Source organism: Xenorhabdus mauleonii, assembly GCF_900113945.1.
Taxonomy (GTDB): Bacteria; Pseudomonadota; Gammaproteobacteria; order Enterobacterales; family Enterobacteriaceae; genus Xenorhabdus; species Xenorhabdus mauleonii.
The window spans coordinates 167,153-184,201 of record NZ_FORG01000001.1; the positions used below are offsets into that span (position 1 = coordinate 167,153).

The 17,049-nt window shown below is 43.3% G+C and carries 13 protein-coding genes; 2 read left to right on the plus strand and 11 right to left on the minus strand.

Annotated elements, in window-relative coordinates; all coding sequences use genetic code 11:
* The first annotated feature begins 53 nt into the window (after window positions 1–53).
* Window positions 54–884, plus strand: a complete 831-nt coding sequence (gene elyC, locus BM100_RS00725) for an envelope biogenesis factor ElyC (protein WP_092507128.1) — start codon at window positions 54–56, stop codon at window positions 882–884.
* 300 nt (window positions 885–1,184) lie between these two features.
* On the opposite strand, the gene kdsB is transcribed toward elyC, so the two are convergent.
* From kdsB to ansB, 11 genes are all read right to left on the minus strand, one after another.
* Window positions 1,185–1,934 (minus strand): 3-deoxy-manno-octulosonate cytidylyltransferase, encoded by a 750-nt coding sequence (kdsB, locus tag BM100_RS00730; protein ID WP_092507129.1) that lies wholly within the window; start codon window positions 1,932–1,934, stop codon window positions 1,185–1,187.
* 3 nt (window positions 1,935–1,937) lie between these two features.
* Window positions 1,938–2,117: a Trm112 family protein gene (locus BM100_RS00735; protein ID WP_092507130.1), complete on the minus strand. Its 180-nt coding sequence runs from the start codon at window positions 2,115–2,117 to the stop codon at window positions 1,938–1,940.
* 117 nt (window positions 2,118–2,234) lie between these two features.
* Window positions 2,235–3,230, minus strand: a complete 996-nt coding sequence (gene lpxK, locus BM100_RS00740; RefSeq protein WP_092507131.1) for a tetraacyldisaccharide 4'-kinase — start codon at window positions 3,228–3,230, stop codon at window positions 2,235–2,237.
* Window positions 3,227–4,975 (minus strand): lipid A ABC transporter ATP-binding protein/permease MsbA, encoded by a 1,749-nt coding sequence (msbA, locus tag BM100_RS00745; protein WP_092507132.1) that lies wholly within the window; start codon window positions 4,973–4,975, stop codon window positions 3,227–3,229. Before msbA ends, lpxK begins: the two co-directional genes overlap by 4 nt.
* Before the next feature lie 35 nt (window positions 4,976–5,010).
* Window positions 5,011–7,356, minus strand: coding sequence for a ComEC family protein (locus BM100_RS00750; RefSeq protein ID WP_092507133.1), 2,346 nt, complete (start codon window positions 7,354–7,356; stop codon window positions 5,011–5,013).
* A 224-nt stretch (window positions 7,357–7,580) separates the two neighbouring features.
* Window positions 7,581–7,871 carry an integration host factor subunit beta gene (gene ihfB / locus BM100_RS00755; RefSeq protein ID WP_038237207.1) on the minus strand — a complete coding sequence of 97 codons (291 nt, stop codon included), beginning with the start codon at window positions 7,869–7,871 and terminating at the stop codon, window positions 7,581–7,583.
* A 74-nt stretch (window positions 7,872–7,945) separates the two neighbouring features.
* Window positions 7,946–9,619 (minus strand): 30S ribosomal protein S1, encoded by a 1,674-nt coding sequence (gene rpsA, locus BM100_RS00760; RefSeq protein WP_092507134.1) that lies wholly within the window; start codon window positions 9,617–9,619, stop codon window positions 7,946–7,948.
* A gap of 193 nt (window positions 9,620–9,812) precedes the next feature.
* Window positions 9,813–10,499: a (d)CMP kinase gene (gene cmk / locus BM100_RS00765; RefSeq protein WP_092507135.1), complete on the minus strand. Its 687-nt coding sequence runs from the start codon at window positions 10,497–10,499 to the stop codon at window positions 9,813–9,815.
* Window positions 10,500–10,741: 242 nt separating this feature from the next.
* Window positions 10,742–12,028, minus strand: coding sequence for a 3-phosphoshikimate 1-carboxyvinyltransferase (gene aroA, locus BM100_RS00770; RefSeq protein WP_092507136.1), 1,287 nt, complete (start codon window positions 12,026–12,028; stop codon window positions 10,742–10,744).
* A gap of 101 nt (window positions 12,029–12,129) precedes the next feature.
* Complete coding sequence (gene serC, locus BM100_RS00775; protein WP_092507137.1) at window positions 12,130–13,218, minus strand: 3-phosphoserine/phosphohydroxythreonine transaminase; 1,089 nt, start codon at window positions 13,216–13,218, stop codon at window positions 12,130–12,132.
* Window positions 13,219–14,041: 823 nt separating this feature from the next.
* On the minus strand, window positions 14,042–15,085 hold the full coding sequence (ansB, locus tag BM100_RS00780) for an L-asparaginase 2 (protein ID WP_092507138.1): 1,044 nt from the start codon (window positions 15,083–15,085) through the stop codon (window positions 14,042–14,044).
* Between the two features lie 147 nt (window positions 15,086–15,232).
* On the opposite strand from ansB, the gene ycaO reads away from it, so the two are divergent.
* On the plus strand, window positions 15,233–16,996 hold the full coding sequence (gene ycaO, locus BM100_RS00785; RefSeq protein WP_092507139.1) for a 30S ribosomal protein S12 methylthiotransferase accessory factor YcaO: 1,764 nt from the start codon (window positions 15,233–15,235) through the stop codon (window positions 16,994–16,996).
* The last annotated feature ends 53 nt before the right edge of the window (window positions 16,997–17,049 follow it).

The following is a 17,049-nucleotide window of genomic DNA, read 5'->3' on the forward strand; positions in this document are numbered from 1 at the left end:
CGCCTTAAATTCAACCCTACGCGACTATAATTCAACCAAATCAAGGCTCATCAATGCTATTCCTGCTAAAAAAATATATCGGCTCGCTATTAATGCCCTTGCCATTGATTATTATCGTTTCTTTCGTCGCCCTGTTATTGCTGTGGTTCACGCGCTGGCAAAAAACAGGAAAAATCATTTTATCACTCAGTTGGCTTACATTACTTTTATTAAGTTTACAGCCTATTGCAGACAGACTCTTACTTCCTGTTGAAGGGAAATATGTTCAGCGCTATGAACCTGATACACCATCTGACAACACGCATAACACACAGGCATCACCCATAAAATACATTGTAGTTCTCGGCGGTGGATTCACCTATAACCCTCATTGGGCTCCCAGCGCCAACCTTATCAGCAATAGTTTACCGCGGGTAACTGAAGGTATTCGGTTATACCATCTTAATCCCGGCGCTAAAATGATTTTCACGGGCGGTAAAGGTGTTAATTCAATCAGCAGTGCCGAAATTGCCGCTATGGTAGCACAATCTATGGGTATTCCTGTAGAAGACACAATAGCATTAAACAAACCTTTGGATACGGAAGAAGAGTCTGCAGAAGTTGAAAAGGTTGTGGGGCAACAGCCTTTTATTCTTGTTACGTCCGCCAATCATATGAAAAGGTCGCTAAAGTTCTTTGAGCAGCGGGGATTACATCCAATTGCAGGCCCTGCGAATCAATTGGCTGTAACAACGCCACTTTACCCATGGGAAAAATATATTCCTTCGGCCTATTACTTTTCACATACAGAACGTGCTTGGTATGAAACATTAGGGCGTATCTGGCAAGCGATTAAGCCTGCAAGCTCCGATAACAACAATCAAAAGGAACAAGAAAAGGGGTAATTCGCGCCATCAAGTTATCCCATAAAAATACCCCTCAAGGCAGCAGTTCATTAATCTCTGGGATAGAGCTAACTGTATGGTTATAAGAACACAGTTATAAAAACACAATGTTAAAAACAGCAGTTGAATAAGGCAGAATGGACAACAGAGCTGCAACTTGATAATCGACTGATATATCAGCGACCGCACCAAACCCGTAATGATTAAATCTCATTAACAGAGAGAAAAAAGAGAGAATGCCGCAATTTGGCATTCTCTCTTTTTAATTGATATTCAACCGATATTTGTGCCGGTAAAAAATCAAGACGCAGCGAAAGCCTTTCTGACTATCTCCAGATCTTCTGGTGTATCGACACCTGCTCCGGGAGCTTGCAGAGCTTTTGCCACATGTATTTTTTCACCGTACCAAAGCACACGCAATTGTTCGAGCATCTCTATATTTTCCAATGGACTTGGTGCCCATTCGACATAACGGCGGATAAACCCTGCCCGATATGCATAGATCCCGATATGACGCAGGAAATGATCACCAATGGCCTCTTTGGATTGTATAAAGCGATCACGTTCCCACGGGATTGTCGCGCGTGAAAAATAAAGCGCATACCCTTGTGCATCCATGACGACTTTCACTGCATTGGGATTGAATGCTTCTTCTGCATTTTGTATTGATACAGCGAGTGTTGCCATGCCTGCATCGCAGCCAGCCAAATTATCCGCTACTTGCCGAATGATTTGTTCTGGAATAAGAGGTTCATCTCCCTGAACATTTACAATGATTTCATCGTCAGCAAATTGATATTTGTCGATCACTTCAGCCAAACGCTCTGTGCCCGAATGGTGATTCTCATTTGTCATACAAGCTTCACCCCCTGCCGCAACCACAGCATCAAAAACATCTTGATTATCTGTCGCGATAATAACCCGATTAGCGCCAGAACGTGCTGCCCGTTCCATAACACGCACAATCATAGGCTTACCGTGAATATCAGCCAAAGGTTTTCCAGGAAGGCGGGTTGAGGCAAAGCGTGCAGGAATGATGACGGTAAACATGAGTTATTTGTTATCCTCTGTTGGCAAGGCACGTGATTCGTTTTCCAGCAGAACAGGAATGCCATCACGGACAGGAAAAGCGAGGCGATCAAGTTTGCAAATCAGTTCAGAGTTTTCTTTATCGTAACTGAGCTTACCATGACATACCGGACAAGCGATAATTTCGAGTAAACGGTGATCCATATATCCCCCAAATAACGGGCCTTAAATTTAATGCGGCTCAGAATATCACAAGCAATGCGCTATGCAATGCCGTGTTACTGCGCTGTTACGGTTTTCCAATAATATTAATGAAAGGTATTATTGATGAAAGATTGATTTCGGCAATAGCCCGAGGATCTCATCCAACATCTGTTTGCCTTCCTTTTCAGGTAAATGGGCGGATACCGGCAAATACCACCAATTGGGCTGGGAAAATTGAAAACATTTAACGGCATCTTTCTCTGTCATCAACAAGTTTTGATTGCCAGTTGTCAAACCCAATAATTGAGATTGCTCATATGACTGATGATCAGCAAAAGCATGGGTTTTCTGCAAATCTGCACCCAATTGTTGTAATGTCGCAAAGAAGCGTGGTGGATGACCAATCCCCGCCATTGCAACACAATTCGGGATATCACTGACTTTACGTGTTTCACCTGTCAGTAAATTCACTGCCAGTTCCCCTTTCAAGGACATTGGCAACTCACCTGATTTAGGTGTTCCGCCATTAACAATAATGGCATTCACACTATCCAAACGGCCTGCCAATTCTCTCATCGGGCCGGCAGGTAGCCAGCAACCATTGCCGAAACGACGAACTCCATCAATAACGACAATTTCGTAATCACGCTGCAAGGCATAATGTTGCAGGCCATCATCCGTAATGACGATATCGACTGAATGATGTGCCAACAATGCGTTGATGGCTTCAGCACGTTTTGGGGCAACAGCAACTGGCGCCGAAGTACGGCGATGGATTAAAACAGGCTCATCGCCTGCTTGCGCTGTTGTCACGTCACTTGTAACCAATAATGGGTAATCTGCTGACTTCCCACCGTAACCACGCGATACAACCCCAACCTGATAGCCTTTTTGCTGTAATTGTTCAACCAACCAAATCACGACAGGTGTTTTTCCATTTCCTCCTGCAGTCAGATTCCCTACAACAACAACAGGTACTGGTGCTTTCCAGGAACGGCTCAATCCCAGTTTATAACTTAGGCGGCGCAAACCGCTTATCAGCCCATAAAGGGCTGATAATGGCAATAGCGCAATATAAAGCCATGAACGGCCTGACCATATGCGTTCAATCATTGGCCAAACTGCATCCGATATAATTGCGCATACGCACCTTCATGTCCCAAAAGAGTAATGTGGTTGCCTCTTTCGATAATATTCCCATCTTCAATGACAATAATTTCATCCGCATTTTCAATAGTGGAAAGACGGTGGGCAATAACCAAAGCCGTTCTGTTTTTCTGCAACTCATCCAATGCAGCTTGGATAGCGCGTTCAGATTCTGTATCCAATGCTGACGTCGCTTCATCCAAAATCAAAATTGGCGTATCACGCAGTAAAGCCCGGGCAATGGCAATACGCTGGCGTTGGCCGCCAGAAAGCAAGACCCCATTTTCACCAATCATGGTATCAAGACCGTTATCCATCTTTTTGATAAAGTCCATGGCATAAGCCATTTCTGCCGCCCGTTCAATCTCTTCACGACTGAATTTTCCTTCACAGGCATAAGCGATATTATTAGCAACAGTATCATTGAACAGATGTACATTTTGCGATACAAGCGCAATTTGGTTACGCAGCGAAGCCAACGTATATTCGCGCAAATCATGACCATCCAGTGTAATCTGGCCTTCATTCACATCGTAAAAACGCGTGAGCAGATTGGCGATTGTCGATTTACCGGAACCTGAACGCCCAACTAATGCAATAGTCTTGCCTGCCGGAATTGTCATTGAAATCTTTTTCAATGCGGGCTGGTCTTTAGTCGGATAGCTAAATGTGACATCACGGAATTCAATATCCCCTTTTGCCTTTTTAACTTCCAGTTTGCCGTCATCTTTTTCCTGTTCCAGATCCAAAATGGAGAATAAGGTTTGACAAGCAGCCATACCACGTTGGAACTGTGAATTAACGTTAGTCAACGATTTCAATGGGCGCATGAGAGCAATCATAGAAGAGAAGACAACAGTGATTTTTCCCGCTGTCAAAGCTCCCATAATTTCAGGGAAGCTCGCGGCATACAGAATAAATGCCAAAGCAAAAGAGGCAATCAATTGAATAATCGGGTCTGAAATGGAATCAGCAGAAACCATTTTCATGCCCTGTTGGCGCATATGATTGCTGACTTTATTGAAACGTGTAGTTTCAACTTGCTGGCCACCAAAAATTAAAACTTCTTTATGCCCTTTCAGCATTTGCTCGGCACTGGTTGTCACCATACCCATGCTGTTTTGCATGTTTTTGCTGATATTGCGGAAACGCACGGAAACAAGGCGAATAACCCCTGCAACAATCGGCGCAATCACAATCAAAATAAGGGAAAGTTCCCAACTGTAGTAGAACATCAAAATAAACAGGCCAATAATTGATGCCCCTTCCCTGACCACGGTCACCAATGCACCGGAGGAAGAAGAAGCAACCTGTTCAGAATCATACGTAATACGGGAAAGCAATGTTCCCGTGGATTGCTGGTCGAAAAAGGAGACAGGCATTCCCATCATGTGATTGAACAGACGACGACGCATCTGCATAACCACCTTGCCTGATACCCAAGATATGCAATAACTTGATACAAACCCAGATAAGCCACGTAACAACATCAACCCGATAACAACCAGTGGCATCCACTTTAATACACTCATGTCTGCCTTGCCAAAACCCTCATCAAGCAAAGGCTTCAGCAAGGAAAGCATCAATGTATCACCGGCAGCGTTGATAACTAATGCAACCGCCGCAACTAACAATCCAAGCTTAAATGGTGTGATCATCGGCCACAGGCGGCGAAAGGTCTGCCAGGTAGAAAGGTCTTTATCATTCATTATTGAGTTACCAAAACCAAAAGAAATAGCGAATCATTCTACTCATGATCGCCACGAATACCAAACCACTGATGATACCATCGTGATACTATTTGTTGTCGATAACCTTCTAATTTAATCTGATCCCGATAAAAATAGCCTGTTATCTGACCAGAAACGGCAGTGCTGTGCCATTCAATCCCTGCATCTTTATAGCGCTGTTTCACTTTCACCGAAGGCAATTTCCACGGGCTATAGCGTGCAACTGAAGCCAATGCATATTGAGGCATAACCCTACGGATAAATACTGAAGTAGAAGACGTATTACTGCCATGATGAGGCACTTGCAGCACTGTTGCATTTAGCTGGCTCTTCTCAAGCTCCGATAAGCGATATTCACCCTGCCTCTCTAAATCGCCCGTTAACAGCAAGCTGTGTTTGCCATCATCAATACGAATCACGCATGATTGATTATTTCCAGCGCTCGCTTTTTTTTCTGGTGGCCAAAGAACGCTAAAGTTCAGCCCCTGCCATTTCCATGTCTCGCCACGAATACAAGGTAAATGGGCAGGATTCGAGAAAGGGCTTCTTATTGGTATATCAGAATATTTTTCCGTCAAATATTCGACTCCCCCTGTATGATCCAAATGATCGTGACTGAGGATGATCTGTTCCAGCATTAGTCGATGCCAACGCAAATAAGGATCAATGACTTTTTCTGCCATGCTGCCTGTTTCCCAACGATTGCCCGTATCAAAAACAATTGCTTTTCCTCCCTTATCAATCACTACAGCCAGCCCATGCCCGACATCCAGCATTGAAAAACGCCATTGATAATCATTGGATCGTTTGGCATAGCATGCAATGATCCCAATACAAATTCCCAATAGCCATTTATAAGATCTCCACCAACCCAAGCGCCAAACCACCACCAAAAACCAAGCGGACAATGTAATAATTATTGGGTAATTTCCTATTTCAATCCATGAATGCGTGAAAACAGGCAACGGGGATAATGCAAATAAAACGCTATAATCAACCAATTGCCACAATAGTGGTTGGACAACTGGGAGAAAGAAGCAAACAATCCCCAGCATTACCAAGGGTACAGACAAAAAAGAGATAATCGGGACAGCCCATAAGTTGGCGGCCAATGACGCAATATTCATGCCCTGAAATAGTAGAAGCTGCAATGGCAACAACATTAGCATCATACCGAGTTGCATATGCAAACCACGTAGCCATACCCACCGCCAGCCATAACGCACCTTTTCTGGTAATGGCATCCAATGGAACCAAAATAACAATGCTGTTACTGCAGTGAATGAGAGCCAGAAACTATCAGAAAGTATTGCCAATGGATCAAAAAATACAATAAGTGCAGCGCTCCATAAGGCCCATTGCCATGAAAAACAAAACCTGCCTTTACACTTGAGATAACACCATAATGTTAGCCCCAATATTGCTCTGATGGCCGGAATGCCCCAACCCGATAGCCAGCCATACAATATTGCGGTTAACCACCCTGCAATTAACGGGAAACGAAAACCTATCCATCCTGCAGGAAAAAAGAGTTGGCTCACCCTGGCTACGCTCCAGCCAAATAAACTGGCCATTGCAATATGCAATCCTGAAATCGCCATTAAGTGTGCGATGCCCGTTTTCTGTAAAAGAAATCGGGTCTGTTTATCCAGCCACTCCCTTTCACCAAAAGCGAGAGCCAAAACAATACCTGAATATTTCAATGGCTGAATTTCGGGTGCTAGTTTATTAATCAACACTTGCCTGAGATTACAACGCCCGTCCAGTAATTTTGCGTTTATGACTTTGCCATGAAGGGGTTGATGAATAGAAAGTGCGTACCTTTGGCTATCATAACTTCCCTGATTTAATTGGGCATGGACGGGCCGAAGTTTCATTGTAACCTGCCACTTCTGACCAGCACATAAACGAACCTCTGGTGAGTTCCACGATACTGAAGCATATAACGCAGGGAAAATATATTTCCCATTGCTTTCAATAAGCCGAATACGATAATACGCTTTTTTCCCATTTTCCTCTTTTTTCTCTGTTATATTTCCCAACGATACGCTATCAATCATCACAATTGCAGTGTGGGAGGTTTCGCTGAAATAAGTTATTTCTGATAATATCTTATGAGCATGCCAACATCCGAAAATAAATGCCCACAACCCCAATGATATTATTCTAATAGATTTATAAGGTATAAATAATAAGAGAAGAACAAGAATAGACAGATATTGAAGCAATTTTTTCTGCGGAAGTTCAACGAGAAATAATAAAGGAAAAACGCCAAAAATAATGGCTGAAGAAGCCAAATTTAAACTGATAATTTGGGGTGTTTTCTGCCAAATCATAAAGAAAAACTGAATAACTCGCAGCATCCATTTATATCCCTACCGTAAAACTCCATTCATGCAGAGATTATGTGAAAGTATGTACAACAGCCAGTTAGATAATGTTTATTTTGGAGACGCTTCGCAAATTAATTGCAGTAAAGTGAATAAATGAACATTTTCAATCAGTTTCCTAAAAACTGCTTCAATGGTAATTTGAAACAAAAAACGGCACCCTAAGGTGCCGTTAGTTAATTAAGTAATAACTTATCTTAGCTTTCGCCATAGATATTCACGCGGTCACGTAACTCTTTGCCTGGTTTAAAGTGAGGAACGTATTTACCGTCCAATTCCACTTTATCACCCGTTTTTGGGTTACGACCCACACGCGGAGCCCGGTAGTGAAGAGAAAAGCTGCCGAATCCGCGAACTTCAATACGTTCACCTGCGGCTAATGTTTCTGCCATATGATCAAGCATTTCTTTCACTGCATCTTCAACGGCTTTGGCCGGCATGTGAGATTGTTGCTCTGCAAGTCTTTCGATTAATTCAGACTTGGTCATGGTACCTCCCTAAACTACCGTATTCGGGTAATATTATCACTATGAAAAATATTACCCGCCGTTATTGACTTAGATTATTCGCCTTTAGCTGCTTTGAAAGCTTCAGCCATTGCGTTGTTAGCGAAGTTTGCGTCTTCTTGTTTGTTCACAGAAGCGATAGCGTCTTTTTCATCAGCTTCGTCTTTCGCACGAACAGACAGGTTGATTACGCGGTTTTTGCGATCAACGCCTACATATTTAGCTTCAACTTCATCGCCAACGTTCAGAACTTGAGTTGCATCTTCAACGCGGTCACGAGAAGCTTCTGATGCACGCAGGTAACCTTCAACTCCGTCAGCTAATTCAACTGTAGCACCTTTTGCGTCAACTGCAGTTACTTTACCATTAACAATTGCACCTTTCTTGTTAACAGACAGGTAATTGTTGAATGGATCTTCTGCCAGTTGCTTGATACCCAGAGAGATACGCTCACGCTCTGCATCTACTTGCAGAACTACAGCAGCGATTTCGTCGCCTTTCTTGTATTCACGAACTGCTTCTTCGCCTGCAACGTTCCAGGAGATGTCAGACAGGTGAACCAGACCGTCGATGCCGCCGTCCAGACCGATGAAGATACCGAAGTCAGTGATAGACTTGATTTTGCCTTCAACACGGTCGTTTTTGTTGTGAGTTTCAGCAAATTGCTGCCAAGGGTTAGATTTACACTGCTTCAGACCCAGGGAGATACGACGACGTTCTTCGTCGATATCCAGAACCATAACTTCCACAACGTCACCAACGTTAACAACTTTGGATGGGTGGATGTTTTTGTTGGTCCAATCCATTTCTGAAACGTGTACCAGACCTTCAACGCCTTCTTCGATTTCAACGAAGCAGCCATAGTCAGTCAGGTTAGTCACGCGACCAGTCAGTTTAGTACTTTCTGGATAACGCTTAGCGATTGCTACCCATGGATCTTCGCCCAGTTGTTTCAGACCCAGAGATACGCGGGTACGCTCACGATCGAATTTCAGTACTTTAACTGTGATTTCGTCGCCCACATTGACGATTTCGCTTGGGTGTTTAACACGTTTCCAAGCCATATCAGTAATGTGCAGCAGGCCATCAACGCCGCCCAGATCAACGAATGCACCGTAGTCAGTCAGGTTCTTAACGATACCTTTAACTTCCATGCCTTCTTGCAGGTTTTCCAGCAGCTGATCGCGCTCAGCACTGTTTTCAGATTCGATAACAGCACGACGGGAAACAACTACGTTGTTACGCTTCTGATCCAGCTTGATGACTTTGAACTCAAGCTCTTTGCCTTCAAGGTGAGCAGTGTCACGAACTGGACGAACGTCAACCAGTGAACCAGGCAAGAATGCGCGGATACCGTTCAGTTCTACAGTGAAGCCGCCTTTTACTTTGCCATTGATAACACCAGTGACAGTTTCAGCTTCTTCGTATGCTTTCTCCAGCATCAGCCATGCTTCGTGACGTTTTGCTTTCTCACGGGACAGGATAGTTTCGCCGAAACCATCTTCTACCGCGTCCAGAGCTACGTCAACTTCATCGCCAACTTGGATTTCCAGCTCGCCTTGAGCATTTTTGAATTGTTCTACAGGAATTGCAGATTCAGATTTCAGACCTGCGTCAACCAGTACAACGTCTTTATCGATGGAAACGACAACACCACGTACGATTGCACCTGGACGTGTTTCGATAGCCTGTAGGGATTCTTCAAAGAGTTGAGCAAAAGATTCTGTCATGTTAATGATCTTCAAGTGTTTTAATTAACGTCCATTTAGCATCCGGCCGAATGGGGTTGTTTTACATACCTCGCAACTTTCCTTGTTACAAGGTGTTTTGGTGTGCCAGCATATTTCACTACCCACACACCAGAATTCTATATACATCTTCTTAATACACTACTGCAATAGCGTATTTACGAAAATTGTCAATTTATGCTGGTATTTCCAGCGCATTTTTCGCATATGTTAGTGCTTTATCAATCACTTCTTCGATAGACATGCTAGTCGAGTCCAAGATTAATGCATCTTGTGCGGGCACTAATGGCGCGACAGTCCGATTGCGATCACGGAAATCCCGCTCTTGTATTTCGGACAAAAGGTTTTCAAAGTTAACACTAAAACCCTTATCCTGCAACTGTAACATGCGTCTGCGCGCCCGCTCTTGCGCGCTTGCATCAAGAAATATTTTCACTGGCGCATCAGGAAACACAACTGTTCCCATGTCGCGGCCATCCGCAATCAGCCCAGGGGCGAGGCGAAAAGCTCTCTGCCTGCGTAAAAGTGCTTCGCGAACACGCGGAAATGTTGCTGCTTGTGAGGCTGTATTCCCAACAGTTTCAGTCCGAATTTCGTTGCTGACATCTTCGCCTTCCAAAATGACCCGAAGCGTGCCATTTTCAGGTACAAAACGAACATCCAGATTTGCAGCCAGAGGAACCAGAGCGTCTTCAGACTGGATATCCACCTGATGGTGAATAGCAGCCAGTGCCAGCACACGGTAAATAGCACCGGAATCAAGTAATTGCCATCCCAACGCTTCAGCCAATGCCTGACATAGTGTTCCCTTGCCAGCGCCACTTGGCCCATCAACGGTTATTACTGGGGCTATCGCCGCCATCATTATCCTCCTTTTCGCATAACATTCGCATGAATGACAGATCATCTACCGAATGCAGATAATTGCTCATTTAATAAGCAATAAAAGTCTGTCTTATTATACGCACTCAGTGGATGAGCGAAACAGGCGCGGCATAATTATCCCAAATTTTCATGCTGAAGCCTTTTTCAGCACGCATACTTTTTGGGCTTCCTTCCTTGGACACTCGTTTTGTTCCGGTTCTTTTTTCCTACTTTTTGCTCTTACTTTGCATACTGGCTGAGTTTTTCAAGCTGATTAAAATAGTCCGGGAACGTTTTTGCTGTGCAGCCTGGATCGAGAATGGTAACAGGAGTATCTGACAACGCGACCAATGAGAAACACATTGCTACGCGGTGATCATTATAAGTTTCGATTTCAGCATGATTTAACGTTTCTGGCGGAATCACACGAATGTAATCATGCCCTTCTTCCACTTCAGCCCCGACCTTGCGCAGTTCAGTTGCCATGGCATTGAGTCGGTCAGTTTCCTTGACCCGCCAATTATAAATATTGCGGATAACGGTTTCTCCCTGCGCAAACAAGGCAGTTGTTGCTATGGTCATTGCAGCATCCGGAATGGCATTCATATCCATATCAACGCCTGTCAATGTGCCCCGTTCACATTCAACAAAATCATCTCCCCAACGAATAATCGCCCCCATTCGCTCCAATACATTGGCAAATTTGGTATCACCTTGCAGGCTGTTTTTGCCAATGCCCGTGACACGAACTGTGCCCCCTTTAATGGCCGCTGCTGCCAGGAAATAAGACGCTGATGAAGCATCTCCTTCGACTAAATACTGCCCCGGAGATACGTATTGTTGTTGGCTCTTAATATGGAAAACCTGATATTTTTCATTTTGAATCACAACACCGAAACTTTTCATCAGTGCCAGCGTGATATCAATATAAGGTTTAGAAACCAAATCACCCTGAATTTGAATTTCTGTGTCGTTTTCTGCCAATGGCGCAGCCATCAACAAAGCCGTCAGGAATTGGCTGGAAACACTGCCATCAACGGTAACTTTTCCTCCAGAAAAACCACCCTTGATATGCAATGGCGGGTAATTTTCTTGTTCAAGATAATCAATTTTTGCCCCACCTTGACGCAACGCATCGACCAAGTGTCCAATTGGACGCTCTTTCATCCGTGGCTCACCTGTCAGCACAACATCGTTGTTTCCCAGACATAATGCTGCTGCCAATGGCCGCATTGCCGTTCCTGCGTTGCCCAGAAACAGCTCCAACCCACTTTTTTCTGTGATGTTTCCTCCCATGCCATCGACTTCACAGGTAGTACGATCGGCAGATAAACGATAGGAAACACCTAATGCTGTCAATGCATTAAGCATGTAACGGATGTCATCGCTGTCCAATAAATTGGTCAAACGGGTTGTGCCTTTGGCAAAAGCAGCGAGTAATAGTGCACGATTGGAAACACTTTTAGAGCCGGGCAGATTGATGGTTCCGTTAATACGTGAAATGGGTTGTAGCGTCAGGGATTGCATAAAGAGAGGGATCTCCGGTTTTTAACACATTATTTTTGAATTTTTAGAATCAAGTCAGGATATTAATATCGGGAGACTTTATTCTCCCGACGATAAGAGCATTAAGCGTTGTGGCGTTCGAAATCAGCCATGAATTCAACCAGTGCTTTGACACCTTCATAAGGCATCGCATTATAAATAGAAGCGCGGGCACCGCCTGCGACTTTATGCCCTTTCAGTGCATGCAAGCCGCGAGCATAGGCTTCCTCCAGAAATTTGCTATCCAATGCCGGATTAGCAAGCTGGAATGGAACATTCATAATGGAGCGGTTTTTAAGTTCAACACGGTTGATATACAGGTTACTGTTATCAATGGCATGATAAAGGAGTTCTGCTTTCGCATGATTACGTTTGCTTATTTCGTGTAACCCACCCTGCTCTTTCAGCCATTTAAATACCATACCAGACAGATACCATGCAAATGTCGGTGGTGTATTGTACATTGAATCATATTGAGCCTGCACAGTGTAATCCAGTATGGATGGCGTGTGTTTGTGTGCTTTGCCCAAAAGATCTTCACGAATAATGACAATCGTAATTCCCGCTGGCCCAATGTTTTTTTGTGCCCCTGCATAAATCACGTCATAACGACTGACATCAATTGGTGCAGAAAGAATTGTTGAAGAGTAATCAGCAACGACGATGGTATCGTCACCAAAATCAGGCTCCTCAAAAATGCCGATGCCTCCAATGGTTTCATTGGGGCAGTAATGAACATAAGCAGCATCTTTGCTCAATGCCCATTCTTTCATTGGTTTCACACCTTTGATACCATCGGTTTCTGTTCTGATATCAATGACATTTGGTGTGCAATATTTTTCTGCTTCTTTGGCAGCACCTTCGGACCAATAGCCACTGACGATATAATCTGCGGTTGATTTATCTCCCAGTAAATTTAATGGCAACGCCGAAAATTGCCCACGGGCACCGCCGTGGCAAAATAACACTTTATAATTTTCAGGTATTGCTAATAAATCTCTTAAATCTTTTTCTGCTTCAGTTGCAACTGCTACAAATTCTTTGCTGCGATGGCTGATTTCCATCACTGACGTTCCCAGACCATGCCAGTTACAAAGTTCCTGCTCTGCACGGCGCAATACCTCTGCTGGTAACATCGCGGGACCAGCGCTGAAATTATATACCTGATTCATTAATTTCACCCTATCAATGGATACAATAAAACCGGATATATTGGTTTTATCACTCTCGCTCTGCCACTGCAATGGTTATTAAAATTTGTTGCCATTATCTGTATAACATACTGTTCTTAATGGCATCACTACCCATATGTCAGGGTGTCAATCGGATGTCACGATGATATAAATTTCGATTATTCGAAAATATTAAAAACATATTTATATTTCCATCTAAATAAAAAATAAACTTTTTCTATCAATTACATCATCAGTGATATTAACTCATTATTAATGATAATTACGTTGAAGGTTATGGTTGAATATTACACAGAAACTATTTCTGGCTCCCAATATCAAGTGAAAAAATTAAAAAGCCTTACCAAATTAGGTAATTGATATTTTTATACCGAAGGCTGTGGAATATGCAAACATCCAGTAATAACTACTGCAGAGCGTACGGTGAATTACTGAGAATTCTCTCAGATAAGCGTATTCACAGGCAGATAATCCGTTAATGCCTTAATTACCCATGTTGTCTGAAAAAGGCTACGGGTAGCTTACCTGCTGGAAATTGTATGAAAATATGCCTGTATTTGATACCAGAAGTACAAAATTAACGTTTATAGAAGAATATCTGTTCTATTTCCCAATGAACAGCTAATTATCTGAACGTTATATTACCGATCGGAAATAAAATAATTCTCTGTCTTAGTTGTAATTTTAAACTAAAAAAAACAGAAAGACGCACTAAACGCATCTTTCTGTTTTTCTATACCAGAAATAATTAATATCAGAAATAAGCACTTAATATTGGAAAATAAGTACTCAATATCAGAAATTAATATTTACTGAACATTTCCTGGATTTTTGCTGTATCAGTAGTCTGAGTCAGAGCCAACTGCAGAAGAACACGGGCTTTCTGTGGGTTCAGACGTTCTGATGCTACAAAGCCATATTTGCTGTCGTTAACTTCAGCATTCTGGGTAGTGTAGCCGAAAGGAATGCGGCTGGAGCGAACAACAACAACACCATCTTTTGCTGCTTTAGCCAGCGTGTCCAAAATAGAGGTATAGATGTTGCCATTACCTACGCCTGCGCTGACAATGCCTTGGAAGCCGTTTTCAATGAACGCTTTTGTTGGCAGTTCAGATGCATTGGAGTAGTTATAAACGATACCAACTTTTGGCAGTTTATCCAATTTGCTGACATCAAACGGTGCTTTTTCAGATTTTACTGGCGCATTAGCGTAATAATTTACTTTACCGTTGTGAACGAAGCCTTGTGCACCCGCATTCACAGCTTGGAATGCCTGAACTTCAGTCGTGCTCAATTTGCCGATGTCACGACCGTGGATTACGGAATCGTTCATCGCAAGCAGGATGCCACGGTTTGCGGAGTTTTTGTCAGATGCAACAACCACTGCATTGTACAGGTTCAGCGGGCCATCAGCGCCCAGTGCAGTAGATGGACGCATTGCGCCAACCATAACGATAGGTTTTTTACACTGAGTAGTCAGATCGAGGAAGTAAGCCGTTTCTTCCATGGTATCGGTACCGTGGGTAATCACGAAACCATCGGTCTTATTACAATCTGCATTGATTTTTTTTGCCAGAGTCAGCCAAACTTGGTCATTCATATCCTGAGAACCAATGCTAACAACCTGCTCGCCTTTCAGATCTGCAATGTTTTTGATTGCTGGTACAGCATTCAACAGAGCATCAACACCAACTTTACCCGCAGTATAATTAGATTGAGTTGCGGATTCACCACCCCCAGCAATTGTACCACCGGTTGCCAACACGGTGATATTTGGCAAAGCAAATGCAGAACCACTGATTAAAGCCAAAATACCGGCTATTGCTGTTTTTTTAGTCTTTTTCATTATTTAACCTCTTGTAAAAAAACCATTTTATTATGTATTCCAATAAAAAATAAACTCTAAATAACAATAATTTTTGGGAATTGATAGAGCAGACAAAAAAAACGCCGTATGATATGCGGCCTCTAACATAAATTGAAGTGAATTACGATGACGCAAACCTACATCCCAGGCAAAGACGCCGCATTGGAAGATTCCATTAACCGTTTCCAGCATAAACTGCAATCTCTTGGTTTTAACATCGAGGAAGCTTCATGGCTGAATCCGGTTCCTAATGTTTGGTCAGTACATATCCGCGATCGCGATTGCCCACTGTGCTTTACAAATGGTAAAGGAGCCAGCAAGAAAGCGGCCTTGGCTTCTGCATTGGGAGAATATTTCGAGCGCTTATCGACAAACTATTTTTTTGCTGATTTTTATCTCGGTAATGCCATTGCCAACGGCGATTTTGTTCATTACCCAAATGAGAAATGGTTCCCTCTGCCAGAAGATGACTCTCTGCCGGAAGGCATTTTAGACGAACGTCTGCATCGTTTTTATGACCCAGATCATGCGTTGTGCGCCAGCCAACTGGTTGATTTACAATCAGGTAATGAAGAACGAGGCATTTGTGCCCTGCCTTTTACTCGCCAGTCAGACAACCAAACTATCTATATTCCGATGAATATTGTCGGAAACCTGTACGTTTCAAACGGTATGTCAGCCGGCAATACTTCCAATGAAGCCCGAGTTCAGGGATTATCCGAAGTATTCGAACGTTATGTGAAAAACCGCATTATTGCTGAACGCATTAGCCTGCCTGAAATTCCACAAGAAGTGATGAACCGCTATCCTGGCGTGGTTGAATCAGTCAATAGATTGCAGGAAGAGGGTTTCCCACTTTATTGCTACGATGCTTCACTCGGCGGTCAATTCCCAGTGATTTGCGTTGTATTATTCAATCCGAGCAACGGAACCTGTTTTGCCTCCTTTGGAGCCCATCCTGACTTTGGCGTGGCACTGGAGCGTACTGTTACCGAATTGCTGCAAGGCCGCAGCCTGAAAGATCTGGATGTCTTTACGCCACCAAGTTTTGATGACGAAGAAGTTTCTGAGCATACTAACCTGGAAACTCACTTTATTGATTCAAGCGGCGCCATTAGTTGGGATTTGTTCAAACAAGATGCCGATTATGAATTTGCAGATTGGAGTTTCAGCGGAACAACAGAAGAAGAATTTACTACTTTAATGGGTATCTTCAATACGTTGGATGCTGAAGTTTATATCGCGGATTATGAACACCTCGGTGTTTACGCTTGCCGTATTCTGGTGCCGGGTATGTCAGATATCTATCCAGTCGAAGATCTTCATATCGCCAATAACACCATGGGCACTCATTTGCGTGACACTATCCTGACGTTGCCAGAAAGCCAATGGCAGCCGGAAGAGTATCTTGCACTCCTTGAACAGTTGGATGATGAAGGATTGGATGACTTCACTCGCGTCCGTGAATTATTAGGCATTGCTGCCGGTAAAGATAACGGCTGGAGTAACTTGCGTATCGGTGAATTAAAATCCATGCTGGCACTGGCGGGTAACGATCTGGAGCAAGCCCTGATTTGGGTTGAATGGACTCAAGACTTCAATAACTCAGTCTTCACCGCAGGGCGCTCTAATTATTACCGTTGTCTGCAAACACTGCTGCTGTTGACCCAAGAAGATGATCGCGAGCCAGAGCAATATTACCAAGCATTTGTGAGAATGTACGGTCAAGATACGGTAGATGCAGCCTCTGCTGCAATCGCCGGAGAAAACTGTTTCCACGGCCTTTGGTCTATCGATTCAGAATTAAAAGCGCTGCCAGCACATCAAAGCTTATTGAATGCTTATGAAAAGCTGCAAAAAGCCAAGCGCGAATTTTGGATAAATAAATAAGCCAAATACATTAAAAGTAAAATTCAGGTTAAATATAATTTATTTTAAAATGA